The following is a 26,061-nucleotide window of genomic DNA, read 5'->3' on the forward strand; positions in this document are numbered from 1 at the left end:
TTTGGGGGTAATTTCAACAATTTAAGTTTTGTAATTCGTAATTCGTAATTCGTAATTCGTAATTCCCTGTTCCCTCTCCTAAAAAATATTAACAAACCGAAATAATCCCAAGAAATTGTTAATCGGACTTAAGGAATTTAACACTGTTCCTAAACCATCTCGGAAAGAAGCACCCCCCGACCGACCGACAACAATAACATCATTATTTCTCAACTTAGGATTCGTTTCTTCGTTGACTTCCGCCGATAAATTAATCGGAATGGGCCGTCGAGAAACCGTCCCATTTGGATGTAAGCGAATTAACTCCACCTCTTTCTTATTAGCACGAGATTCATTAAATCCCCCCGCCTCCACCAGCGCTTGATTGAGGGATGTATTCGGAGCAACACTTTTCGCCCCTGGAGAGACCACTTCACCCACAATACTAATTTTTAGCGTATCAGGAGAAAAACTCGCTGCGGCTACTTCTGCATTTTCTTCCGTTTCAGCCGTTGTCGCCGTGGGCACAATAATTGTATCTCCCTGTTGTAACATCGCATCTTGAGTGACATCTCCTTCCTGTAAAAGTTTCCACAGGTCAACCTGAATGTGTTGTTCTGTTCCCGTCCGGGTCAGCCGTCGTACCTGAATATTGCGGATATCAGCTTGGGACGTAATTCCCCCCGCCACTTTCAGAGCTTGTGTTACGGTTAATATTCCCCCACTGGCCGTTGAAACAACACCTTCAGTTAATTGACCCGGTTCTGGGGAAACTTGGGGAATGAGTTCAGCCCTTAAGGTATGGGTTCCCGGACGATTAACAGCCCCAACAACGGCTACATTAATCGGTTGATTCGTATTACTAGCAAAATTAGCCGTAACTAATTGGGAAGATTCCAGCGCGTTGTGTTCTGTGGCGGTGGGAATATAAATCGTGTCACCATCGCGCAAGGTAATATCCTGGCGTAAATCCCCCGTTTGTACCAATTCCCACAAATCCAAATTCAGAATTTTTTCCCCCCCATTTCCCAGAGAACGGCGAATTTTAACTTGTCGAACATCCGCCGAGGGGGTAATTCCTCCCGCCATTTGCAAAACACGGGTAATCGTCGGTAAACGCCCCCCCATCTTCTGCACCTCTGGAGTATTCGTAGAGACGCGCCAGGGCCCGTCTGTACTCGCAGATAACATATAAGACCCCGGACGTTGAACCTCTCCAGTCACCGCAATTTGTAGAGGACGAGGCGCGAGTAATTGCACGGTTAATAAAGGTCGTTGTAAATATTCCCCATAGCGTTGTTGAACAATGGCGGTTACTTGGTCTAAGGTGAGTCCTTTCACCACCAAATTCCCAATTAAAGGTAAATTTACAGAACCATCAATTCCAACTTGATGCTGACCATTATTACCACTATATTCAGGAACATTAAAAATATCCAGTTGGAGCAAATCTCCTGGCCCTAGCGTATAACCTTGGCTATCTTCAACGGGGAAATTTCCGGTTGATGGAGGAACCTGTATCGGTTGAGACAAGGGCGATTGAGCCTGGGTTGTTGATGAATGTCCAACGATGACCGCAACGGTCACGAAAAACCCCCATAGGGTTAATTTGGGTTTTGAAAATAGAATTTTTGCCATTGAATCCAAATATCATCCGTAGTAAGCCCTTCAGGGCTTTTTCCCCATCCGTAGTAAGCCCTTCAGGGCTTCTTCCCCATCCGTAGTAAGCCCTTCAGGGCTTCTTCCTCATGGGTAGTAAGCCCTTCAGGGCTTCTTCCCCCATCTTTTGTTTTAAGCCCTGAAGGGCTTACTACAAGAATTAACAAATTACCCTGACACTAAACCTTATTTTAACCGATAATTTTTATCGTTGTTTTTGTTAAAAAACTTCTCATGAATCAATTACAAGCGGATGTTTTAGTGGTTGGGGGAGGAACAGGGGGAACTGCGGCAGCATTACAAGCCGCTCGTCGAGGGGCGAAGACGATTTTAGTCAGTCAATGGTCAATGTTAGGAGGAATGTTAACATCTGGGGGAGTTCCAGCACCCGATGGTAATGAATTAGTGGCATTTCAAACGGGAATTTGGGGGGCATTTTTGCGAGAATTAAATCAACGTCAACCGGGCGGTTTAGATTATGCTTGGGTGAGTTTCTTTACTTATCATCCCAAAATTGGAGCGAATATTTTTGCAGACTGGGTGAAAGCAGAACCTAATTTATTATGGATTTCAGGACAATACCCTTTAGAAGTTGTTAAACAAGAAAATTCTATTAAAAAAGTTCGATTTCAATCTTATATAATAGAAGCAAAAATCATCTTAGATGCAACAGAATTAGGTGACCTTTTAGAACTCGCTGAAATTCCCTATCGTTGGGGATGGGAATTACAAACTCAATGGCAAGAACCCAGCGCTCCCCAAGGAGAATTCCCCGTCATCAAAAATACCCCTGTTCAAGCTCCTACCTGGGTGTTTATAATGCAGGATTTTGGAGAAAATCAAATCGCCCCAGAAATTCCAGCGCCTCCAATTGAGACTCCAGAATTATTTACAAATGCTTGGAAAAATTACGGTGCAGAATCGTTTCTCAACTATGGGAAACTTCCCGGTGAACAATTTATGATCAATTGGCCGATTCACGGAAATGATTATGATCAAAAATTAGATCGTTTAATCGGTTCTGACGCTGAACGGTTACAATTTTGGCAAGAAAGTTTTGGGCATAGTTTAAGTTTTGCCCGGTTTATTCAACAACAACTCGGAGGACGTTATGGGTTAGCAACAGGAACTTTCCCAATAGAAAATCGACCTAATTTTAATACAGATCCCGATATTTTATCCGCTTTTGCCTTACATCCTTATTATCGAGAAAGTCGTCGAGTTCAAGGATTAACTACGATTCGAGAACAGGATATTTTACCGACTGACAAGGGTTATACGGCTTTATTACCCATCAATGAAAGGGGAGAATGTGAATCGATCGCCATTGGAAATTATGCGAATGATCATCATTATACCACTTTTGAATGGCTTGTAAAACCTAAAAGTCTACGTTGGGGAGGACGTTGGACAGGAACTCCTTTTGCTATTCCCTATCGAGCGTTAATTTCTATTAGTGTTGATAATTTATTCGTCTGTGAAAAAAATATTTCTGTTTCCCATATTGCTAACGGTGCGACTCGTTTACAACCTGTGGTATTAGGAATAGGACAAGCGGCTGGAATGGCAGCAGCGTTATGTATTGAACAAGGAATAAAACCCCATGAATTATCGGTTAGAACGTTACAAAATGCCTTATTAACTGATAAAATTGCTCCGCAAGCGGTGATTCCTTTATTTAATTTAACTCCCGATCATCCTGATTGGTTAAAGTGGCAATATTATTATTTAGATCATCCTGAATTATATCCGATTGATGCTAATTGTCCCGCATCAGCAATTTCCTCCCCTCTCTCCCAGGATAGTCAGGTTTTTTCGGGTATTTTTCAGCGTCAACAGGATCAAGATTATACCTTTACTTTAACTCAAGGAAAATTTACAGGTCAAACGGCAAAATTAGTCACGTTACACCCAGAAATTAACGAACAATTACAAAACCTTATTAGTCCCTCAACCCTAACAATTTACGGACGATTTAATCTTTCTGGAAATTGGTTAATTGTAGAAGCCTTGAATTCCATTCAAAACCCTTAAAAAAAGGTTTCTAAACCCCATGTAGAGACGCGCCATGGCGCGTCTCTACACAATACGGATGCGTAGCGAACATTTAAGGATTTCATATTAATTGATGTCAGTTTATTGATCAGGCTGGTTTCTAACTTTTACACCTGTTAAAAAAGGGTTAATACCCGGATAAAATCAGGAGAAATCAAAAACGTTTTCCTACTAATCCTGATCTAAAGACTAAGGGTTTGTATACAGAAGTGGATAGACTTAAACGGACACTCTATTATGCAAACCTATACATCTTTAGTTTTATCAGTTTCTTTATTGATTGGTCTGACAACTAACGCTTTAGCTGTTAATCCGAGCGCCCATCAATTATCAGATATTCTAACTGATCAACAATTACTTTCCGCCCGTACCCAACTCAATGGCCCCTATGAACCCGACCGAGGTGGTGGACGTCGGGATTTCAGGGATACAACCCATTCTAATGATGTGAATGCTCAACTTTAATTAAGGGTTAAAAACTCAATAACAACCATCCTCAGAAACCGGCTTTCTTCAAGAAACCCGGTTTCTATAATTGTTTAAAAAACACTAAACCACTATAAAGATGAAACGCATTATCCCAAAGACTTTCTGATTTACGAGGTACATCAATATAAGGGATAAGACGACCTAGAAGTTGAGTATAATCTAAGGTGGTTTCTGCAAAAGGCGTAAATTCTGACCACAGTTGAGTCTGGGTTAAAGATTGATTCAACTGTTCAGTTAACAAATTCCAGTTAATGCGAGTAGTGTTTTGGCTTTGGGGAAGGTCTTGAGTTTCCTGGGAAAATTGACTAAAATCTATTCCGTCTTGAAAATTATAACTGTGATCACAAAATCTTAAAATACAACGTCGTTTCGGTAAATGTAAATCCAAAATTTGAGCATAATCTTGAGTCATTTCTTTATGCCGAAATCGATCTGATTTCCGACGACGCGGATCATAATCAAACATTTCTATAAATAACGGTAATACTCCTTCAACCCGTTGACTAACTTCTTGCCAACTAAAGGTTAATGAACCCAATTGATCCTGTTCATTTTGACAAATAATTGTCGGTTGGGGCGATAAAGATTGAATAGATTGAACTCGGAATACATGAAGATTTTGAATGTCTGTTAATGCCACCCAAAACACAGGAATTCCCGCTTCTAACATTTCTTGACCATAGACTTTTAATTCTCCCATTTCCCCTGTTTTATACAGTCGCCAACCCCGACTTTGTAGCTGCATTCGGGCGGTATAGGGATCGGTTTTTAACATTCGCGCCAGGGTCTTGGCGGCATTTTGCTTTTGTTCGGGCGCCAAAGGTTCTAAAATTAAAACACCGGGTTCAGTATTACTCGGATCAGTTTTAGCGTTAACAATGGCTTGTTGGCGTCGATTTTGTTCTATAGTTTCAATGCGTTGTAATCCCTGACGCGCCTGGGCTACTATTTTAGGGTTAGTGGCATCTTTCAATAATTTTCGATAAACCTTTTCCGCCGTTTCCAGTTTATCCGTGCCTTCATACCAACGCCCAGCATACAATTGTACCCAAGGATTTTGGGGTGCTTGCTGTTGCAGTTGCTTTAAGAGTTTTGCGGCTTGGCGGTAGTCCTGACGGTCTAGGGCTTCTGCCACTTGTTCGAGTTCTTTCATATAGGGAACAGGGAACAGGGAACAGGGAACAGGGAACAGGGAACAGTCGGGAGTGAAAAGGTTTGCTGGATTCACTCCGAAGTCCTAACCAATCATGCGTAGCACTATACTGTTATTGTGCCATTTTTGCTCATATAAAATCACCTCCCCGTGATAACAGGAAGGTGAAAAAAATAAGGATTGTTAAATCAGCTTATTTGGGGCAAACAGCAATATTATTGGCGTTGAGAACAATTGTTCCGGCAGGTTGTTGTTGAATTAAAACCGGGTTGCCTGTATCGGTTTTGATGAGTAAAGGACTTAAACCCAGACATCCTTGAATCGCTTCTCCCCATTCTTCGACTTTGCGGGTATATTCAGCCCGAATCCGAGGAACATCATCTAAGGTAATACCATTGGGGATGGGAGGTAAATTAGGGATAAACACCGTATCGGTAATCACCGCGTCACTGGTAATGCTTTTATCAACCCCTAATTCATAGATAATCGGATATTTGAATGCCGCAGGTAAGGTTCTATCCGGTAACGCTAAATCGGGTAAAGTTTCATAGATGGGGGGCTCAACCCGTCCAGTATCAGGGTCTTTGGGTTGATATTTATAGTCAAAGTCAGAGGGAACCACAGGTACCCCAATCGGATTTTGAGCCACAGCAGGTAATTGTGAACCTACTGCGATTAGGGCGCATAACCCACCAAGCAGTTTAGACTTCATTGTTTTCATCGGAGAAATGGGTAGAAACTCCTAACTTCTAGTTAGGCTTTATATTTCCCCTTTCGGGGTAGAGGGGTATGGTTGCCCCTCTGTGGAGATCTGGTTGTCTCCTAACACCTATTTCTAGGGTAAAGTTAGCTGAGTGCTTCGCACACGCTACGCGAACGCCAAGGTTTTAAGAGCTTGTTAGGCTAGTAGCACTGTCTTACCCCTCGTAAAACTGTTTAACTACTAACGACAGAGCCAGGGACTAGCTACGCATCCACAGGGTGTCATGACTCAAAAAACGTAGTCAGTTAAGACTTAGGCTGGTCAACTAACTGAAGTGGGAGGCATGAATCCCCGTCACTTCAGTGCGGGGTGCTGACCTCCTCAATCTCACCAGCGTGAACGATCTAACACCAAAGCAATAGCTTTTTGAGTTGGACTAGGTTTCTATCTTAGATCACTAAGATAGAGTTACTTGGCAACTCTATCAAATTTTACTCTCTATATCAAGGGAGATGGGGGACAAGCAGGCCACCTGTGAACCGGGTGTTAGGGCATAGGGGGTGGAGAATCAAGTACAATAAATAGAACAAAGGATTACCACATCAACGGGAACACAATATTCATGGATGGGTTTGAAGGTGTAACGATTCCCTTACCGCCGGAGGGATATAAATCGGGATTTATCGGGATTATTGGTCGTCCGAATGTCGGGAAATCAACCTTAATGAATCAGATGGTGGGTCAAAAAATCGCCATCACGTCCCCCATTGCTCAAACGACACGCAACCGTTTGCGGGGAATTCTCACCACTCCCGACGCTCAAATTATTTTTGTTGATACCCCTGGAATTCATAAACCCCATCATCAATTGGGTAAGGTTTTAGTTCAAAATGCTAAATTAGCAATTCAGTCTGTTGATGTTTTATTATTTGTTGTTGATAGTTCGGTGGATGCGGGTGGAGGCGATCGCTATATTGTAGAATTACTTGAACACGTCCAGGTTCCGATCATTCTAGGACTGAATAAACAAGATCAACAACCTTCTGATTATGAATATCTTGATCAAACCTATCAACAACTCGCCCAACCGTATCAATGGCCGATTGCTAAATTTTCGGCTTTAACCGGGGAAGGTGTTGATAATTTACAACGGTTATTAATTGATCGTTTAGAACCTGGCCCCTATTATTATCCCCCGGATTTAGTGACGGATCAACCTGAACGTTTCATTATTGGGGAATTGATTCGAGAACAAATTTTATACAATACCCGTGAAGAAGTTCCCCATTCTGTTGCGATTTCCGTTGACCGTGTGGAGGAAGATCCTAAAATTACTCGAATTTTAGCTACTATTCATGTTGAGCGACCTTCCCAAAAAGGAATTTTAATTGGTCATCAGGGAAGTATGCTTAAAACCATTGGAAGTGATGCGCGTCAACAAATTCAAAAGTTAATTGACGGAAAAGTCTATTTAGAATTGTTTGTGAAAGTTCAACCGAAATGGCGACAGTCCCGCAGTCAGTTAGCGGATTTAGGTTATCAAGTTGAACAATAATTTAATGGGTCTGAAGAAAGTTGATTCGTATTTATACTTAAAATTTGAGCAATCTCAATGTATCTCAGGAGTGCAGCAGAAATTGACTCCGTATTTATACTGAGGAAAAACTGAGGATTTTCCGCGTTTTCTGGGTCATCGGGAAAGGATAGAAGTGGGGACATGAGGCTGTCTTCAGGCTTGAGCGTGTCATTGATTTAGAGAACTTATCAAATCTAAAAGTAATTCAAACCATTGCAGGGTAGGCGTTTCCCATGTTTGGGGTTCATAATAAGCAAATACAAGCAACACAAAAACTATCGTTTCTGGAGACTTAGGAACAATGAATACAGACTTAACCTACGGATTATTATTGGCTTTGATTAATGGCGCGATTTGTCTATTGTTACCTGCAATTGTGTCTTATCTCCAACGTCAACGCCAGAATAATGATCAGTCATCTGTCATGACTCAGCAGCAAAACTAATGGATTTTGACTACTCTAAAGTTGCGACAACCTATCGCTGTTCAAAACTTATATGGAAATTTCAGGGCTGAAACTGTTGTCTGTTGAGGGTTTGAACTCTATTGGTTATCTTTTGAGGTTGGCGCAACTTTTAGAAGTAATACTATATAAGGCTTTCAGCGTTTTTTGGTTTTTCCTTATTGTCAAGTCGATGGCTGAAATGGTATATTCAGATCAGGTTGGCGCGAGCGCACCTCGAAAACTATATAAATTAACGGTTTCAGGAGCCTGCGGTTATAATAACCACTAATCCCTTTCAGGGATTGAAACCTATCTCTAAGTCTCTAATTTCCTGTAACGCTTCCGTTATAATAACCACTAATCCCTTTCAGGGATTGAAACGAATAATCTCGAATTTTTGTGTACCCTTTCCCTTTAGTTATAATAACCACTAATCCCTTTCAGGGATTGAAACGAATATCTTCTTGATCCGCTTTGTACCATTGCGTTTTGTTATAATAACCACTAATCCCTTTCAGGGATTGAAACTAATAATTTAGGAAGTAATCTCAAGCAGGCAACAAGTTATAATAACCACTAATCCCTTTCAGGGATTGAAACTTTTGGGCGATCGCCGAGAAAAAATGGATTGCTTTGTTATAATAACCACTAATCCCTTTCAGGGATTGAAACTAGACCGAAACTAGATCAAGCCAAGGGAACCATATCGTTATAATAACCACTAATCCCTTTCAGGGATTGAAACTCTGTATTGGGGATGTTGATGATTTTGAGGAGTTATAATAACCACTAATCCCTTTCAGGGATTGAAACCAATAATCGAAAGACCGAACTCTATTGGCAGGTTATAATAACCACTAATCCCTTTCAGGGATTGAAACACTAAAACTATCAATAAAATAACCTTAAAAAATTCCTCGTTATAATAACCACTAATCCCTTTCAGGGATTGAAACAGATTGGTAATGATTGATTTTGGGGACTGAGGGTTATAATAACCACTAATCCCTTTCAGGGATTGAAACAAAGTCCTAGACTTTCTTCTTGTACCAACTTCCTGTTATAATAACCACTAATCCCTTTCAGGGATTGAAACTATTTCTCTGCTATTCGAGTTGGGGGAGGGAATGTGTATCGTTATAATAACCACTAATCCCTTTCAGGGATTGAAACATAACGGGTAACTTGTGTTTTTCCCAGAAGGCGGAATCTTTAGAAGGGTTATAATAACCACTAATCCCTTTCAGGGATTGAAACGTATGACTACGAACTAGAAAACGGATTCAACCCTGAAACAGGTTATAATAACCACTAATCCCTTTCAGGGATTGAAACAGTGACGATAAGTTAATGGACTTTGCGCTAAACGTGGTTATAATAACCACTAATCCCTTTCAGGGATTGAAACAAGAGGATATTCAAAAGGGCGTTTCACCTTCTGATCGTTATAATAACCACTAATCCCTTTCAGGGATTGAAACATAGCACTCCTGAAAGTCGTTTATGCAATTTTTGTTATAATAACCACTAATCCCTTTCAGGGATTGAAACAGAGGGGAAGGGGGAAAACAAGAGGTAGACGGCTTGAAGTTATAATAACCACTAATCCCTTTCAGGGATTGAAACTTGATATCGCAAACTCTTTCTTAGTAATACTAGAAGTTATAATAACCACTAATCCCTTTCAGGGATTGAAACTATTCCAATTTCTGATAATGGCGTAAGCCAAAAACATTGTTATAATAACCACTAATCCCTTTCAGGGATTGAAACTATCAATAATTCTTCCTGATGAGGGGATATATTTGTTATAATAACCACTAATCCCTTTCAGGGATTGAAACTTGTCGTAGAGCAACCCCCGAATTTCAGAGGGGACGGTTATAATAACCACTAATCCCTTTCAGGGATTGAAACGATCTTAACGCCGCATCACCAGAAGAAATCAGGGAGTTATAATAACCACTAATCCCTTTCAGGGATTGAAACAAATTGCTACTCACGAACACCCCAGAATTCCAACAGTTATAATAACCACTAATCCCTTTCAGGGATTGAAACCTCACCTCCTGACAACTGAAATCGATGCTGTTTTTCGTTATAATAACCACTAATCCCTTTCAGGGATTGAAACCACCGGGGGAAAATTTAAGCCACTCAAAAAAGGGGTTATAATAACCACTAATCCCTTTCAGGGATTGAAACTTTTCTTTCTTAGAGATACCCTTCGTAGAGGCCGTCGAAAGTTATAATAACCACTAATCCCTTTCAGGGATTGAAACTGAAATTACAGAAACCGATGAATTTACTTATTATTATGAAGTTATAATAACCACTAATCCCTTTCAGGGATTGAAACCGACTCACCATCTTTGTTGATTCCATCATATCCAGTTATAATAACCACTAATCCCTTTCAGGGATTGAAACCAGTATATCTTCCAAAAATAGAATTTAAAATACCGTTATAATAACCACTAATCCCTTTCAGGGATTGAAACGGCAATCTCAGATTCAACTGAGGAGATTTGTGAGTCGTTATAATAACCACTAATCCCTTTCAGGGATTGAAACGTGGTGTTCATGTTGTGCCAGTGGTAAATGTTTGAAGTTATAATAACCACTAATCCCTTTCAGGGATTGAAACTTTGTGGTAGGCTGCGATAGTTGCGAGTCTGATTTGGTTATAATAACCACTAATCCCTTTCAGGGATTGAAACCTAGAATAGATAAGTCCTCAGCATTATTTATTATAAGCAATTTTGTTCCTAGAAGGTTGATCTGCTTCCGGGTATGGCTCTCGGCCAAAATCGAACCGCGAAAGAAACTAACGCCATTGCTTGGTTAAGTTGTTGCAGTTGTCGTTGAAGTTGCTTATAATTTTGCCTGAGTTGAGCACTTCCCTGTTGTCCATAATCAATAAAATTCGGTGCTCTTTCTAAAACAAATCGGGTGTTACGCTCCATTAAAATTAACCGTTTTTCTAAACGATTAATCATTAAAGTAAACAGCCAGATTTTTCGAGCGATATACAAACAGACTAAAGAAATTAAAATATTGATGATAATAACAGTAATCAGCATTGTGATACTTTGATCATAATCAAGGATTGTATCATCCGTCAACTACTTGTATTGGCTATCTTAAAGAGATTGAGGAACTAGAAAGGAAAAACCCCTCAAAATGTTAACACTTTAAGGGGTTTTATCGAGTGCCAGGAGGCGGACTTGAACCGCCGACACGAGGATTTTCAGTCCTCTGCTCTACCGACTGAGCTATCCCGGCTTGTTTTTCACTTTTATTAATCTAGCAAATCTAATCGCGTTTGGCAACCCCCCTGAAGAGAAATTTTTTGATACAGTGAATGAGGCAGCAGATGGGATAGCAGCATGAGGCACAAAAAACCCCCTGTAGAGCTCATTGGGGTCAGCTTAATTTGGCTTTTGGTGGCGGTAAGCGATCGCATCTGGTTTAGGATGGATCGTTCAGTGCCCGCTTGGGATCAAGCCGATTATCTCAATAGTGCCCTAGATTATTGGCAAATGTGGCAACATCCCCAAGGGTTTTCCGGGGACTGGTGGACTCAGATGTGGATGCTGTCACCGAAAATCCCACCTTTGACCTATTTATTAACCATTCCTTTTCAAAATTTATTAGGATTAGGATCGGATCAAACCAATGCCGTTCATTTATTATTCAGTGCAATTTTATTCGCTTCAGTTTATGGTTTAGGAACCCGTTTATTTAATCCAACTGTGGGATTTTGGGCAACGGTTTTATGCGCGATTTTCCCCGGACTTTATCACCATCGCTTACAATTTCTATTAGATTATCCGTTAACCGCAATGGTGACGTTAAGTTTTTATGGCTTAACGTTATGGTGGTTTTCTAAATTCGATCAATCTTGGCGATTTTCTATTGGATTTGGGTTAACCTTTGGACTGGCTCTTTTAACCAAACAAACCGCCCTATTTTTCCTATTTATTCCTTTATTATGGATAACCGCTACAATTCTTAAACATCGTCAATGGCAACGGTTTTTACAATTAGCGATCGCCTTATTATTATCAATTGTCGTTATTTTTCCTTGGACAAGAACTAATTGGTTATTAATGTTAACCTCTGGAAAACGAGCAACGGTTGATTCTGCGATCGCAGAAGGCGATCCAGCGTTAACCAGTTTAGATGCTTGGACTTATTATTTTAAATTACTTCCGGCTCATCTTTCCTGGCCGTTATTAATTATCCCGATTATAGGACTTTTATTCTATATTATCAAACATTATTCGTTATCGGGAAATCAACAACATCATCCCTTTTCTGATTTTGCCAAATTAGACTTAAACTGGATATCCTTAAAATGGTTATCCCTATTTTGGTTTGGGGGATATTTTATTTCTACCTTAAATATTAATAAGGATTTTCGGTATACTTTACCCTTACTTCCGGTTTCAGCGATTATTTTAGCTTATTTTTTAACTTTATTTCCGCAACAATGGAGGCGACAAATTCGTTGGTTTACGGTTAGTTTAGGCATAATCTTAATGATTTTTAATTTATGGCCTATTGGCAGTTATCCCGTTAGACAGGTGATGAGAACTTTAAACCCTGGAAATGAACATCATGTTTATTTAGGAAATCCTTGGCCCAATGAACAAGTGATTACAGAAATGATTCAATCTCAACCTTATTTAAAAGCAAATTTAGGAGTATTACCTTCAACGCCAGAAATTAATCAACATAATTTAAACTATTATGGAGGTTTAAAAGATTCTCAAGTGTATGCTAGACAAGTTGGAACGAATAAAAATAATGTTTTTCAGGATGTGCGTTCAATGTCTTGGTTTGTCACTAAAACCGGACAACAAGGTTCAGTGGATCGAGTTCAAGATGCTCAACAAATGACCATGCAAACCTTAGAAACAACTCCAGAATTTAACTTAAAAAAACAATGGTTATTACCCGATAATAGTTTTTTAAATTTATATCAAAGAATCATTCCGTTTGTAAAAGTTGAACCCCTAAAACAATCTATTTCTAAGGTAAAATTAGAACAAATTTTAATTCCTAAACAAGCACCCCCAGGAGTTGCGGTTCCTGTTACTTATCAATGGCAAGGATCGTTACAACAATTGCAGGAAGGAATCGTAATTTTAACCTGGAAATTGACTCCTGAGCAACAAGAAGGTTTATCATTTTGGATTCATGATCATGGTATTGGTATGGGAGAATTATATGGGAATTCATCAAATCAGAGTTATCAAGTGACAGAACAGATGGCGATGCTTCCTCCGGTTAATCTTATCCCTGGAAATTATCAGTTAGAAGCTACTTATTTAAACCGCAAAACCGGTGAAACTTATCAAATAGAATCTCCTAAGATTACCTTAAATATTAATCCTAAAGTTCCTCCAATAACAGCACCAGAATTAGATTTAGTCACTCAGTTAAGAATATTATCAGTGAATTTACCTCAAGGAATAAAAGGGTTAGATCCGATTTTTGCGGAGGTAGGACGAATTAATCAATATGATCCGGTTCAAGATTATATTAATCAAGCGGAAATAGCGTTAGAATATCGATTAAAACAAGAACCATTCCGTTTAGATTTAGCGTATAATTTAGGGTTAGCAAATGTTTTACAACAGGATGCAAAAGGAGCGATCGCCGCTTTAAAACAAGTTACTCAACTAGATAGTAAAAACCCCAATGCTCATGCTTATTTAGCATTTGTTTATCTGTATAATTTACAGCCAAAATTAGCAGAACAGGCGTTAAAACCTGCCTTAGAGTTAAAACCCAATCAACCGGAATTTAAAGCTTTATTAGGGGTTGCTCAATTGATGCAGGGTAATATTATTTCAGCTTGGCAGAATTTACAAGCTTTGAAGTAAATTAACAGTTAGAGGGAAGGTTTTGAAGGTTGTGTCTATAAGTGTTAACTTATAGGGGTGTACAATGATGTAGCCGCCACCTGACGGCATCCCATAAGACACAACAGACTTTAATTAAGTTAACAAGATAGGAATAGGAATGATGACATTAACAACCGTGATTCAAGTGACAGCAGATGGACAGTTAGAACTTCCACCGGAAATCCGTTCTAAGTTGCACCCAGGAGATGAGTTTGTTCTGTGGGAAGAAGAAGATATTATTATTTTAAAAAAGGTTAAAAAGCCGTTATTAAATGAGTTTATTCAACATCAAAAAACTGTTGATTTAGAGGGATCTTTAAGTTTTTTTGAAATTGCAGATCGTCTCTCTAAACTGAATGAAATTGATCCAATTTCTGAGGAAGAAATTCAAGAGGAAATTCAAGCTTATAAGCAAGAAAAGCGAAACTTGGCTTAAGTTTATGCGAATTATTTTAGATACTAATACTGTAATTTCCGGGCTTTTTTGGCGAGGTAAGCCTTTCCAGGTTCTTGAATTGATGCGCTTGGGAAGAATTAAAGTTTACACTTCTGGGGCGATCTTAGAGGAATTGTTAGATGTTCTAAATCGCCCCAAATTTTCAACAAGATTAGCCTTATTAGGATTTAGTCCCCAAGAAGTAGTTAATAGTTTGATGTCTTGGGTAGAAGTTGTAGAAATTGGAGAAGTTGAAAAAATTGTAATTTCAGATCCAGACGATGACCAAATTATTGCCTGTGCTAAATTAGTGGATGCTGATTTTATTATTTCAGGTGATACGGATCTTCTGAATATTAGAGAAAAAATCACAATTCCTATTGTAAGTGCTGGTGAGTTTTTAGATATTTTAGCAGATTCTACCAGCTAATAAAGTTTGGCGTTGTTATAATATTAGGTTAGGGGGTGCGTGCGCTGGGCTTACGCACCCTACAGAATTGTTAATCTAGGATAGCACCCCGTTGTTTGAGGTTGAGTTTTGCTTCGGGAGACAGTCCCACAACCCCTAAAAATTTAGCATTTTCCACAATAGAATCGGTGAGATAAATACCGCTTAAATTAGAACCACTTAAATCAGCAAACGATAAATTTGCCCCTGTTAAATTCGCTCCAATTAAGTTAGCATCTTTTAAATCGGTAAAACTCAAATCCCGTTCAATTCCACCTTCAGTCACAATTTCCTGAACCAGACGCCATTTCTCACTCATTTCGGTGGTTTCATCAATTAAAGTGCCACTTAAATTCGCACCTCTGAGATCCGCACCCGTAAGGGTCGCACCCTTAAGATCTGCACCAATTAAATTAACCCCTGTGAGGTTAGAATTTGTCAAAATAGCACGGGTGAGATTGGCATTAATTAATTTAACATTGGTGAGATTAGCTCCTGTTAAATTCGCGCCAATCAATTTAGTATAGATTAAGTTAGCTCCACTTAAATAGGTATTCACTAAATGGCTACGATTGAGATAAGCACCGACTAATTTAGCCCCATTGAGATAAGCACGGCTGAGATCTGATCCACTTAAATCTGCACCACTTAAATTAGCATTAATTAAGTTGACTCCTGTTAAATCGGATTCACTCAAATCGGCTCCCTGTAAGTCGGCATTAATGAGATTTGCACCACTTAAATCGACGCTACTCAAATCCACACCATTGAGTTGAACCCCAATTAAGATAGCACCTCGAAAATCCCTTTCTCCGTGAGTATATTTTTCAACTAATTGTTTAATGTCCATTCTCTAATATTTTGTTTAATTCGTGTTAGCCTGACTAGAAACTGAAGTCGGTACTGATGCCAACCTCTGCTTATGGATCAGAGGACTGTAATTTATTTCGAGCCCGACGAGCAGAACGCAATAATTTAACCCGGTAAGGATCGGCATCGGTACGCCAGTAGACACGATAACCCCTGATTTCAGCACAATGATCTTCTAAACATTTTAACCAACCCAGGCGCGTCCGAATCAAACGAAAGTTATCCAACAGTCCCCATTTTTCTTCTTGGTCACTGAGTCTAACCAACTGTTGATAGTGGGGATACTCTGGCGTGACCAAGGTTTCTTTGCGATGCAATATGGGGGGATTAGGGCCATCATAGGCTTGATAGCTCACCTGAAGATCCCGTAAGTCAATTTGCATACAAGTGCTCAGAGTCGGATGAGGTTCGAGATCAAAATCGGGAGAAAATAAATAGGAAATTTTGGGCGTTTTGATATGAAACTTAATTAAGTTTGCACCTTCAGGACGACCGAGAGTTTGACTCGCGCATCCCTCATAGAGTCGCAGTAAGGGATCAAGTTTTTCCAATGCTGAAATATGAATCCAGAGGGAATTGGCTCGTTTTTGACCGACTGCACTATTTTGGCAATGGTTGGCAATAATTTTAGGATCACCAAGAGTATATAACATTAGATCAGCTAAATTACAAGATTTTTTATAACTACCGAATAAACCTTTTATATCATTTTTCATTTGTTCTGAAAGCTGAAACAGTTTAGGGCGACGACCAAACCGACTTAAGGCAATATAAACCAGTAGATCTTGACGGCGTTTATGGGCGATTATATCCCATTCATCGGGATTTGTTGCTTGTAAAATCACTTGAAATGCACGTTTCAGACTGCCGAATTCTTGTTTAATGGGTTCTTCTTCTGGAAGTTCGGTATCGACGGGTAAACGACCGCGATCGCTAACAAATTGAATCAAGGGTTGCAGTAAATCTTGATAATCTTCAAAGCGTTTAATGTTTAACCGGACTTTGGGAGAAGTTAACCGGGAACGAAAGCGAGAGGCGCGAAATTTTTCAGCTTCTGTTTCATCCCGAAAAACAATATAAACTCCTAAATCTAAAGGAATAGCATCAACATTTAACACCTGATCAATATAAACTTTGAGTTCTTCCTGTTGATAGTATTTCTGAAAAGTATTGCGACTGGTAATCACTCCATCCCCATAAACCATGATGCCTTTTTCTTGAGTATCGACTAATACTTGGGCTGCGATAATTAACACCTTTTGGGTTAAATCCCACGCCTGAATTAACGCTTCTCGTCGTTCCGTTTGACATTCAATGACATTAATTACATAGCCTAAATTGACAATATCTGATTCAACACGAGGGGTCTGGGGAGAATAATAAGGGTCCCATCCGGTGCTGATATATCCCTGTTCTGCTAATCGTTGAATATCTCCCCCATATCCACAGCCATAATCAAAAAAAGTAGTCTCTTTTTGAAAGAGTTCCGCTTCTAATGCTAAACGAACCGGACGGGATAAAGTTTTTCGAGGAAGGGCGGCACGATGACGTTCAATTTTAGGGAGAAAAGCTAAGGGATCATCGGGATTAATCGGAATTAAAGACTCTAAATGATCTCCAATTTTTATCACCTGATGATCTTGAATTTCTACCCCATGTTTATTTAAGTGTTGTTGCCATCCTTTGCGAGTTCCAATGGTGCGATAGAGACGAGTTTCTGATTGAATCAATTCTGCATCTAAAGCAGAGACGGATACTCGTCGGGGTTCTAATAATCCTAATTTTTCTTCAGTTTGAGTCAGTTGGGTGAATTTTTCATAATGGGGATAATCAGAACTCACAAAGGTTTCTTTTCGATGTAAAATTGGCGGATTATCACTATTAGAATAATCCATAAGATTGACTTGTCCGGTTTTAACATTAACTTGAAAACTAGCCGTTAAAGCCGGATGGGGATCTTGATCAAAGTCAGGATAAAATAAATAAGAAATAACGGGTTGATTGGTATGAAATTTGATCAGAGTAAAGGGTTTGAGCAAGGGTAAATAAAAACGGCTTAATTGTTCATAAATTCGTAATAAAATATTTAATTCGCCTAAAGCTGAACGATGAATATATAAAGCATTGGGAAGTTTTTTCCCCAAGAAACTTTGCTGACAAGATTGATTAATAAAATTCGGGTTTTGCAGATTCAATAACAGTTGATCAATAATCAGACAAGTGTGTTGGTAACTGCCAAAATAATTATAAATTTCTTGTTGAATTTCGGGAGAAAAAGTCTTAAAACAGTTCAGACGAGGGGGAACTTGTCGTTGCAGAGCTTGTAAAGCAAGAAACATCAGTAAATTATTCCCGACCCGGACATCACCATTGGGAGAGTTTTGTTGAGTTAAAACCTCAGAGGCAGTAAGACATTCCCAAGAATAACTCTGGGGAGGAAAAACGAGATGATGACTACTACTCATTCGTCTGACCCCGATTAAAACGTAGCGGTTTATTCTGATTTTAAAGCAAGAAACAGGAATGAAGAATTAAGAATGATGAAGCTTACCCTGAGAAATCTTAAACTATGGCTAACGAATCCTTATTTCCGGGTCAATCCCATTATGTCACAATTCCTGAACAACAACACCCAACGCTCCGACGTCGCCGGATGCACAAAAGCGTTGCTTTCTTATTATTAATCGGATGTTTTTTTAGCGGTTTAGGAATTCAACTCGCCCGGTTACAATTAATTCAAGGAGAATATCATCGAGTTCGAGCCGAAAATAATCGCTTACGTTTGATTCCTGTTCCTGCAAAACGAGGTCAAATTTTAGATCGAAACGGGTTTTTATTGGCGGGAAGTCAACTGTCTCGCTCGGTTTATTTATGGCCCCAAGAACAATCTCCTCAACAATGGAAAATTACCGCCCAACAACTGCAATCTATTTTAAAAGTTCCCGCTTCTGAAATTCTGGAAAAATTAGAAAAAACCGGTTATCGTTCTCGAATTCCGGTGCGCGTTAGTCCGAATTTATCTCCCGGAATGTTTATTGGTTTAGCCGAGAAAGTGGAAAATTTACGCGGTGTGGAAGTGCGGGGAGAATCCCGAAGAAGTTATCCTAATGGCAATTTATTGGCTCATATTTTAGGTTATATTGGGGAAGCGACATCGGAAGAATTAAAAGCAAATCCTGATTATCCAATGGGAATGATGGTGGGAAAAATGGGGATTGAAAAATTAGCCAATTCTAAAATCCAGGGAGTTTGGGGAAATCGATTAATTGAAGTGGATGCGAAAGGACAGGAAATTCAAGAGTTAGGATTGCAATCTCCAAAACAAGGAGAATCTATGGGTTTAACGGTAGATTTAGCTTTACAAAAAACCGCCGAAAAAGCCTTAGCTAATCGTCGAGGGGCGGTTGTGGTTTTAGATGTTAAAACTGGAGGAATTTTAGCGTTAACCAGTGGGCCGACTTTTGATCCCAATCTCTTTACGGATCAAGTAACGTCGCAGGAATGGAAACAACTTCAAGGCGCTGAACAACCTTTATTAAATCGAGCTTTACAGGGATATCCCCCCGGTAGTACCTTTAAAATTGTGACGACAACGGCCGGAATTGAATCCAGAAAATTTTCACTCACTTCTAAATTAGCAACTGCTTCAGCAATTAAAATTGGTGGGATTGCTTTTCATGAACATGGAAATGGTTATGGTGTGATTGGATTTAAGGATGCTTTAGCTTTTAGTAGTAATACCTTTTTCTATCAAGTGGGGATGAAAACAGGGCCAGAAAATATCGCAAAATGGGGCAAAGAATTGGGAATTGCGGGAACGATTAATTTAGATTTATTGGGGTTAGATGGAGCAAATCACGGACAAATTCCTACCCCAAAAGAGAAGGAAAAGTTATATGGAGAACCTTGGTATGTAGGAGATACGGTAACCATGGCAATTGGTCAAGGTTTAGTCTTAGTTACCCCCTTAGAATTGGCGGTGATGATTTCTACTGTTGCTAATAATGGTTGGCGAGTTCAACCCCATTTATTAATGTCTCAAACGAATACATCTGAAACTAAACCGATGAAAACAAAAATTTCTGCATCCACACTGAATCTCATTCGCGCTGGATTAATTGATGTGGTGAAAAAAGGAACGGGACGAGGATTAAATGATGGCACAATTCCTTTAACGGGGGGAAAAACGGGAACAGTTGAAATCCCTGGACAGCCGGATAATGCAATGTATGTTGGGTTTGGGCCTGCTAATAAACCGGAAATTGCGATCGCTGTGGTGGTGGAAGCGGGAGGATATGGAGCAGTTTCTGCGGCTCCGATTGCCCATGACATTTTTAAAACCTATTTTAGCAATCGAAACGTTCCAACTCAATCTAAACCTTAAAACCGTTAAACAATCAACAAATTAGAAACAGAACTGTTATTAAAAATTAGTTCCCGTGATTCCTGACGAACTAATCCTTCAATCACAGCTTCTTGTAGTTTGAAAAAGGCATGAAAATCCTCCATACTGTATTTGGTTGTTTGCAAAAGGTTCCGCAAACGTTCTTCAGCATCGATTGTTAGGTAGCCTGTCTCTAAACAAGTCTCAACGATCAAGTTAATTTTATTCATTTTTGTTGACATCTCGTTACGAAATGGTGAGTTTATTGCTGTAGAAATTACGTTTTTATTCTCCATACTTACACAGAGATATTACATCTTTCTAAAGAAAGATTATTATAAAGATTATTATGATCAAATCTTGATATTTGAGATAATCAGATGCAAAACCTATTTTGGACGATTCTGAAATCAAAAAGTTCCCCTGATTTCATCCCAGATCGAAATCTTCACGTTAAAATCATGATTGGTAAACCTTCTACTGGATTTCGCCCCACTCAATCTTCTGGGTGATCAATAATTTGTACTGTATCTAACTTTAACTGTAGAGTTTGTTTGCAGACAATTTACAAAAGCGGGAAGCTACAAACGTCAGGGAGAAACCGTTGTGAGATCTTGAGTGTCTCGCCGAGCGTTAAAAAATGTACTATTGTATTAGTGATACATTGGGTTAATTTCGTTCTCTTTATGTCATTGAATCGCCGTCAATTTTTAGGGTTAAGTGGTCTGAGTGCGTGTAGTGTGATTGCATGGGAGATTAAAAAGCGGTTTTTGACGACTTCTGAAACTTCACATCAAGAAATTCCGTTAACACATCATGCGATCGCAGCAGTTCCTAGTAGTCATCAACCGTTATTTCGTTTTATCGCGATTGGAGATGCAGGCACAGGAGAGATAGGGCAATATGATGTCGCTAATGCCATGTTTCGCTATTATCAAAACAATCCTTTTCAAGTGGTAACTTTACTAGGAGATAATATTTATACAAATGGTGAAATTGAGAAAATCAACGCCGTTTTTGAGAAACCCTATCAACCCTTACTCAAAGAAAATGTTAAATTTTATGCCTGTTTAGGAAATCACGATCTTAGAACAGAAAATGGAGATCGTCAAGTAACTTATCCTTTATTTAACATGAAGGGTCGTTACTATAGTTTTCAATATGATCCGGTGGAATTTTTTGTTTTAGATGCCAATCATAATGCGGACTGGGAAAACCAAATGCCTTGGTTAGAAAACCAACTGCAAAAAAGTCAATCTCCTTGGAAAATTGTTTATAGTCATTTTCCCATTTATTCTTCTGGAGTATATGGTGTTAATGAAGAATTAATTAATCGCTTAACGCCATTATTTAAACAATATAAGGTTCAACTTTATATGAATGGTCATGAACATGATTATGAACGCACGAAACCGATTGAGGGTACCACTTATTTAACAACGGGTATCGGAGGCGCTCCCATTCGGCCAGTCGGACGTTCAGAGTGGACAGCAACCGCCGCCTCAACGTTAGGATTTACGGCGATTGAAATTTATGCTGATCATCTCATGATTCGCGGGATTGATCCTGAAGATCAAGTGTTTGATGAAGGGATAATTAAATTGCATGGATCGCTTTAAGAATTAACACACAACTGGGAGCCTGAGTCATTTAGCTATTTCTCGATGAGTGCCAAGCAAAGCTAAAATTTGATCAAACTGGAAGTTATCAACTAAATAAGCAAGAGTTTCAGCTAAAGCGGCATTTTCCGATGGAATCTGTTTGAGTAAAATTAAAATCCCTGTGTCTGTACATTGAGATGCACACTCATACAGTTTTTTTAACCATTCTAAAGGCATTTGATCTAAATGTACCTTCAGGTCTTCCCGTTGCAAAATTTGCGTCTGTTTTGAGTTAATTTTTTCCAGATTTCTAACATCTTGATAAGTATATTGAACCCCTAAATGTTGCTGAATTGTTTCTAAAAGTTGTTCCCTGTGGAAAGGTTTGCGAATAAAATTATCACAACCTGCGGCTAAAACCATCGCTCTATCTTCTTCAAAAGCACTAGCAGTTAAAGCAATAATAATTGTCTTTTGGTTGGATGAATTTCCCTTAATAGTTCGGGTCGCTTCTAATCCATTCATAACGGGCATCCGCATATCCATTAAAATTAAATGGGGGTTCCAATCGTGGTACAATTCAATTGCTTGTAAACCGTTTTCTGCTTCTTTAACTTCAAAACCAACAGTGTTGAGAATTTCTGATAACAGTAGCCGACTTTCTAGCACATCATCAACAACCAAAATTTTATAGTGAGGTTGTTGGGGTGCTAAAGCCAAAATTGGGTGTTGTAAACCGAAGGATTGAACGTCTGTAGATTCGACGGCTTGTACTAAAATATCAAAGGTAAAAATTGTCCCCTGACCTCTAATACTTTGAACAGTAATATCTCCCCCCATTAATTGAATAAATTTACGGCTAATCGCTAGACCTAATCCGGTTCCTTCTTGATGTTTCCGTCCGCTTTCTGTTTGGGCAAAGGCTTTAAATAAATGATTAATTTCTTCGGGAGCAATCCCAGAACCAGTATCTTCTATTTCAAATAAAATCAAAAACTGATCAGCTTCTTTTTGGGTTTTTAATTTCACACGCAATGTTACGCAACCTGTTTTTGTAAATTTAATAGCATTACCTAAAAGATTAATTAAAACTTGGCGTAACTTCCCCTCATCAGTCTGGACAAATTGAGGAAGATTAGGCGGAATTTCAAAACAAAGTTTTAATCCTTTTTTAGCCGCTTGAATTTGGAGAATATCTTGCAAGCTATACAATAGAGAAATCAAATCAAAAGGGGTAGGATTTAATACAATTCTACCCGCTTCGATTTTAGACATTTCTAAAATATCATTGATGAGTTGTAATAAATGATTACCGGAATGATTAATAATTTTTAAATGGCGTTGATGGTCAGCTTTTAGGGAAAAATCGTTATTCATCAGTTGAGCAAAACCTAAAATCGCATTCAAAGGCGTTCGTAATTCATGACTCATGTTGGCAAGAAATTCGCTTTTAGCTCGGTTAGCAACATCGGCGGCAATTACAGCTTTTTGCAACGCTTCCTCGGCTTTTTTCCGTTCGCTAATTTCGGCTTTGGCTTGTTCAAATAAAGTCGATTGTTGAACGGCGATCCCTAACTGAATACTAATTTGTCGAATGGATTCAATTTCTGAACTATGCCACTGTCTAGGTGCTTGACAGTGATGAGCAATTAGTAATCCCCAAAGAGTTGAGTCTTTTAATATGGGGACAAGTAGTTTGGCTTTAACTTTCAACAATTGTAAAAAATTAGCTAAATTGGGCTCTAGTTTGGCTTGACTAATATCTTCAATTAAAAAAAATTTTTTTTGATGATTGATCTGTTGAAATTCACCGATAAAAAGTTCTTTGGGAAAGGTTTGACCGAGAATTGTTGGCCATCCGGCTTTCACTGATTCTGTAATAGCACTGCGAGTTCCATCCGGTAAAATTTGGTAGATTAAAACACGATCAACGGATAGAAACCGACGAACTTCTTCAACGGCTGTTCTCAAAATTTCTTCTAAATTTAAGGAAGAGCGAATGCGTTCTTGAATCGCATTAACCAGTTGCTCTCGTTTGATTTGTTGTTGCAATTCCAGTTCAATCCGTTGACGTTCCCGAATTTCCGCTTCCAAAAGAAAATTTTTCTGAGTTAAAGCTTGAGAAAGGTTCCAAATTTTTAGCTGATTTTCAATTCGGGCTGCGATTTCTTCTAATTCAAAGGGTTTTGTAATGTAGTCAACACCCCCCACCGAAAAGGCTTGAATTTTATCAAAAACTTGCTCTTTAGCACTAATAAAAATAACGGGAATATGACGGGTTTGTTCATGGGATTTTAACAGGGAACACACTTCATACCCATCAGGTTTAGGCATCATAATATCTAGTAAGATGAGATCGGGAGGATCTTGTAAGGCGGATTTTATCGCAAAGTTTCCATCCCTTGAAAGCCGAACATTATAACCCCGACTACTTAAAAATGTATCTAATAAACGTAAATTATCAGGGTGATCATCTACAACTAAAATATTAGCCGTTTTCTGCTCATTAAAACTATTCATTGTTGCATTTGTTTTTGTAACTTCGCGGCTTGAATTAAATCCCATATAGCAGAATGATTAAAATCATTGACAAACATTTGTAACGTTTCAGCTAAAACCTGATCGTAACTTCTAATTTCTACTAACGCACGCTCAATTAAATTTGAGTTCAGACGGATGACGGCTTCCTCTAGCTGATCAATTAAGTCTGAAGACAAAGCAGCTAAACTTCCTAATGTAGATGCGGACGAAATTTCTGGATTAGAATTTACAGAGTTGGATGTTTCGTCCAATCTGGGATTGTTATCACTATAACTCATTTCAACCCCAATTTGCTTGCTGATTGCTTCAAAAATAGCGGTTTCGGTAAAAGGTTTGCGGATAAAATCATCATACCCTATTTCTCCAACCGTTTCATCTCCTTGCTCGAAGGGACTGGCACTGATCGCAATAATTTTAACAGGTTTAAATCCTTGTAAGTTTGCTTGTTTGCTTTCTTGTTCTCGGATTTTTTGTGTGATTTTATCTCCATTGGGTGTGGGGATTTGAACATCAATGAAAATAAGATCGGGTTGCCAATTTTTCCATGCTTGAATGGCTACTAAATCTTGACTGACCTCTCGAATTTCTAAACTTAATGGTTGTAATAGTTCAATAAGCAAAAGTCGGGTATCAAGATGATTATCAATAATTAAAATTCGAGGAGGAGGGAAATTTTGTTCTGTAGCCATAGCTTTATTCTTCGGTTCAATTCTTTCAAAACGTACTTTTTGCTTCGGCGGCGGCTTCTGCTTTTTGTTTAGCAATTGCTAATTCGGCGGTACGTTCCTCAACTTTAGTTTCCAGAGTCCGATGAGATTCTGCTAAACAGGAATGGGATAATTAATTGAGGATGAATGGGGAATTAACTAGGTATTAGGGGTTTTAAACCGAATTTCTTGATAATTAGTTTTGGTACGCAGAATAATCTGTCATCAGAGGGTGGTGCCAAAGCTGGTGACAAGATTTGAACTTGCGACCGGCTGATTACAAATCAGCTGCTCTACCACTGAGCTACACCAGCAACATCTTTTACTATAGCAAAAGTTGTTAATTTTGATCAACTCCTTTTGCAATTTTTTAAATTATAAGGTTTCGAGATAACTCAACAGGTCAGCCATTTCCTTAATATTGGGTTGAAACTTAGGCATGGGAGGGGTATTGCCCCCAATAACTTGCTGAATAATCCCGACTTCTGACTTGCGTTGGGAAACATCATGCAGACTTGGCCCTACTTGACTACTCCCTTGCCAAGCATGACACCCAGCACAGTTATAGAGAAAAATCTCCTGTCCCCTTACCGGGTCGCCTTTGAGGGAGAGAACACTTTCCACATAGGGATCAAAAACCTGTAGCTTAGGAAGGACAAAAATCCAACCTAGGATAAAAACCATCAACACTAGGCTGACGACGGTGGCCCGTTTAATCAGGACTTCAATTTGTGTAATCGCAAGCTGGTTATCCAAGGTGTTTCTAATAATTTGAGAATTATCTACAAAAATCTTTACACTGTAACTAGCTTATAGCGTTGATGGGTGAAGAGCAAGAGCGCCCAACAGTTAACCGTTAACCGTTAACGGTATCATAGAGGGTTGATTGCTCAAGTTAACACCGAAGGAGATCCAGTGGTAGAACCATTACTGTCAGGAATTGTTCTGGGTTTAATTGTCGTGACGCTGTTAGGGTTATTTTTCGCAGCGTACCAACAATATCGTCGGGGAAACCAACTTAATATCGACTAAATATCCAGAATTTCCACTCACCCTTGGTTGAGCCGTCTAGGTTAACCGGGGGTGAACTTATTCCGTGA

At 39.1% G+C, this 26,061-nt stretch carries 20 protein-coding genes, 2 tRNA genes and 1 CRISPR repeat array; of the genes, 10 read left to right on the top strand and 12 right to left on the bottom strand.

Annotation, left to right across the window (positions count from 1 at the left end):
* Positions 1 to 78: 78 nt before the first annotated feature.
* The gene (locus H6G57_RS09405) at positions 79 to 1,617 is read right to left on the bottom strand and encodes an SLBB domain-containing protein (protein WP_190517926.1); all 1,539 of its coding nucleotides are present in this window, start codon (positions 1,615 to 1,617) and stop codon (positions 79 to 81) included.
* Positions 1,618 to 1,872: 255 nt separating this feature from the next.
* On the opposite strand from H6G57_RS09405, the gene H6G57_RS09410 reads away from it, so the two are divergent.
* Positions 1,873 to 3,672 carry an FAD-dependent oxidoreductase gene (locus tag H6G57_RS09410; protein WP_190517927.1) on the top strand — a complete coding sequence of 600 codons (1,800 nt, stop codon included), beginning with the start codon at positions 1,873 to 1,875 and terminating at the stop codon, positions 3,670 to 3,672.
* Between the two features lie 258 nt (positions 3,673 to 3,930).
* Complete coding sequence (patX, locus tag H6G57_RS09415) at positions 3,931 to 4,158, top strand: heterocyst-inhibiting protein PatX (RefSeq protein WP_190517929.1); 228 nt, start codon at positions 3,931 to 3,933, stop codon at positions 4,156 to 4,158.
* 64 nt (positions 4,159 to 4,222) lie between these two features.
* Here patX and H6G57_RS09420 read toward each other — a convergent pair whose 3' ends face one another.
* Positions 4,223 to 5,335: a tetratricopeptide repeat protein gene (locus H6G57_RS09420; protein WP_190517931.1), complete on the bottom strand. Its 1,113-nt coding sequence runs from the start codon at positions 5,333 to 5,335 to the stop codon at positions 4,223 to 4,225.
* Between the two features lie 193 nt (positions 5,336 to 5,528).
* Positions 5,529 to 6,047: a hypothetical protein gene (locus H6G57_RS09425; protein WP_190517933.1), complete on the bottom strand. Its 519-nt coding sequence runs from the start codon at positions 6,045 to 6,047 to the stop codon at positions 5,529 to 5,531.
* A gap of 613 nt (positions 6,048 to 6,660) precedes the next feature.
* Here H6G57_RS09425 and era point away from each other — a divergent pair.
* Both era and H6G57_RS09435 read left to right on the top strand, forming a co-directional pair.
* The gene (gene era, locus H6G57_RS09430; RefSeq protein WP_190517935.1) at positions 6,661 to 7,593 is read left to right on the top strand and encodes a GTPase Era; all 933 of its coding nucleotides are present in this window, start codon (positions 6,661 to 6,663) and stop codon (positions 7,591 to 7,593) included.
* A gap of 322 nt (positions 7,594 to 7,915) precedes the next feature.
* Complete coding sequence (locus H6G57_RS09435; RefSeq protein ID WP_190517937.1) at positions 7,916 to 8,059, top strand: hypothetical protein; 144 nt, start codon at positions 7,916 to 7,918, stop codon at positions 8,057 to 8,059.
* A gap of 272 nt (positions 8,060 to 8,331) precedes the next feature.
* Positions 8,332 to 10,779: a CRISPR direct-repeat array (repeat unit 37 nt; unit sequence GTTATAATAACCACTAATCCCTTTCAGGGATTGAAAC).
* A gap of 48 nt (positions 10,780 to 10,827) precedes the next feature.
* Here H6G57_RS09435 and H6G57_RS09440 read toward each other — a convergent pair.
* Positions 10,828 to 11,142, bottom strand: a complete 315-nt coding sequence (locus H6G57_RS09440) for a hypothetical protein (protein ID WP_190517939.1) — start codon at positions 11,140 to 11,142, stop codon at positions 10,828 to 10,830.
* 129 nt (positions 11,143 to 11,271) lie between these two features.
* Positions 11,272 to 11,344 (bottom strand) — tRNA-Phe (locus tag H6G57_RS09445).
* A 104-nt stretch (positions 11,345 to 11,448) separates the two neighbouring features.
* Here H6G57_RS09445 and H6G57_RS09450 point away from each other — a divergent pair.
* The 3 genes from H6G57_RS09450 (at position 11,449) to H6G57_RS09460 (ending at position 14,840) form a co-directional block, all read left to right on the top strand.
* Positions 11,449 to 13,953, top strand: a complete 2,505-nt coding sequence (locus tag H6G57_RS09450; protein ID WP_190517941.1) for a glycosyltransferase family 39 protein — start codon at positions 11,449 to 11,451, stop codon at positions 13,951 to 13,953.
* A gap of 142 nt (positions 13,954 to 14,095) precedes the next feature.
* Complete coding sequence (locus H6G57_RS09455; protein ID WP_190517942.1) at positions 14,096 to 14,410, top strand: AbrB/MazE/SpoVT family DNA-binding domain-containing protein; 315 nt, start codon at positions 14,096 to 14,098, stop codon at positions 14,408 to 14,410.
* Positions 14,411 to 14,414: 4 nt separating this feature from the next.
* Positions 14,415 to 14,840, top strand: a complete 426-nt coding sequence (locus H6G57_RS09460) for a putative toxin-antitoxin system toxin component, PIN family (protein ID WP_190517945.1) — start codon at positions 14,415 to 14,417, stop codon at positions 14,838 to 14,840.
* Between the two features lie 70 nt (positions 14,841 to 14,910).
* Here H6G57_RS09460 and H6G57_RS09465 read toward each other — a convergent pair whose 3' ends face one another.
* Both H6G57_RS09465 and H6G57_RS09470 read right to left on the bottom strand, forming a co-directional pair.
* A complete protein-coding gene (locus H6G57_RS09465) occupies positions 14,911 to 15,708 on the bottom strand; it encodes a pentapeptide repeat-containing protein (RefSeq protein WP_190517946.1) in 798 nt (265 codons plus the stop codon).
* A 70-nt stretch (positions 15,709 to 15,778) separates the two neighbouring features.
* On the bottom strand, positions 15,779 to 18,193 hold the full coding sequence (locus H6G57_RS09470; RefSeq protein ID WP_190517948.1) for a DNA phosphorothioation-associated putative methyltransferase: 2,415 nt from the start codon (positions 18,191 to 18,193) through the stop codon (positions 15,779 to 15,781).
* A 104-nt stretch (positions 18,194 to 18,297) separates the two neighbouring features.
* Here H6G57_RS09470 and mrdA point away from each other — a divergent pair, with 104 nt between their 5' ends.
* Positions 18,298 to 20,112 (top strand): penicillin-binding protein 2, encoded by a 1,815-nt coding sequence (gene mrdA / locus H6G57_RS09475; RefSeq protein ID WP_190517950.1) that lies wholly within the window; start codon positions 18,298 to 18,300, stop codon positions 20,110 to 20,112.
* Positions 20,113 to 20,117: 5 nt separating this feature from the next.
* Here mrdA and H6G57_RS09480 read toward each other — a convergent pair whose 3' ends face one another.
* Entirely contained in the window at positions 20,118 to 20,342 is a 225-nt protein-coding gene (locus H6G57_RS09480; RefSeq protein WP_190517951.1) for a hypothetical protein, read from the bottom strand.
* Between the two features lie 456 nt (positions 20,343 to 20,798).
* On the opposite strand from H6G57_RS09480, the gene H6G57_RS09485 reads away from it, so the two are divergent.
* Positions 20,799 to 21,731: a metallophosphoesterase gene (locus H6G57_RS09485; protein WP_190517953.1), complete on the top strand. Its 933-nt coding sequence runs from the start codon at positions 20,799 to 20,801 to the stop codon at positions 21,729 to 21,731.
* Between the two features lie 27 nt (positions 21,732 to 21,758).
* Here H6G57_RS09485 and H6G57_RS09490 read toward each other — a convergent pair whose 3' ends face one another.
* From H6G57_RS09490 to H6G57_RS09505, 4 genes are all read right to left on the bottom strand, one after another.
* Positions 21,759 to 24,233, bottom strand: a complete 2,475-nt coding sequence (locus H6G57_RS09490) for a response regulator (RefSeq protein ID WP_199314138.1) — start codon at positions 24,231 to 24,233, stop codon at positions 21,759 to 21,761.
* Positions 24,230 to 24,943 carry a response regulator gene (locus H6G57_RS09495; protein ID WP_190517955.1) on the bottom strand — a complete coding sequence of 238 codons (714 nt, stop codon included), beginning with the start codon at positions 24,941 to 24,943 and terminating at the stop codon, positions 24,230 to 24,232. The genes H6G57_RS09490 and H6G57_RS09495 overlap by 4 nt, the downstream gene beginning before the upstream one ends.
* A gap of 260 nt (positions 24,944 to 25,203) precedes the next feature.
* Positions 25,204 to 25,275: transfer RNA gene (locus H6G57_RS09500), tRNA-Thr, on the bottom strand.
* 61 nt (positions 25,276 to 25,336) lie between these two features.
* A complete protein-coding gene (locus H6G57_RS09505) occupies positions 25,337 to 25,717 on the bottom strand; it encodes a cytochrome c (RefSeq protein WP_190517957.1) in 381 nt (126 codons plus the stop codon).
* Positions 25,718 to 25,876: 159 nt separating this feature from the next.
* On the opposite strand from H6G57_RS09505, the gene petG reads away from it, so the two are divergent.
* Positions 25,877 to 25,993 carry a cytochrome b6-f complex subunit V gene (gene petG, locus H6G57_RS09510; RefSeq protein WP_190517959.1) on the top strand — a complete coding sequence of 39 codons (117 nt, stop codon included), beginning with the start codon at positions 25,877 to 25,879 and terminating at the stop codon, positions 25,991 to 25,993.
* Positions 25,994 to 26,061: the final 68 nt, after the last annotated feature.

The sequence above is a fragment of the Planktothrix sp. FACHB-1365 genome (genome assembly GCF_014697575.1).
GTDB lineage: Bacteria > Cyanobacteriota > Cyanobacteriia > Cyanobacteriales > Microcoleaceae > Planktothrix.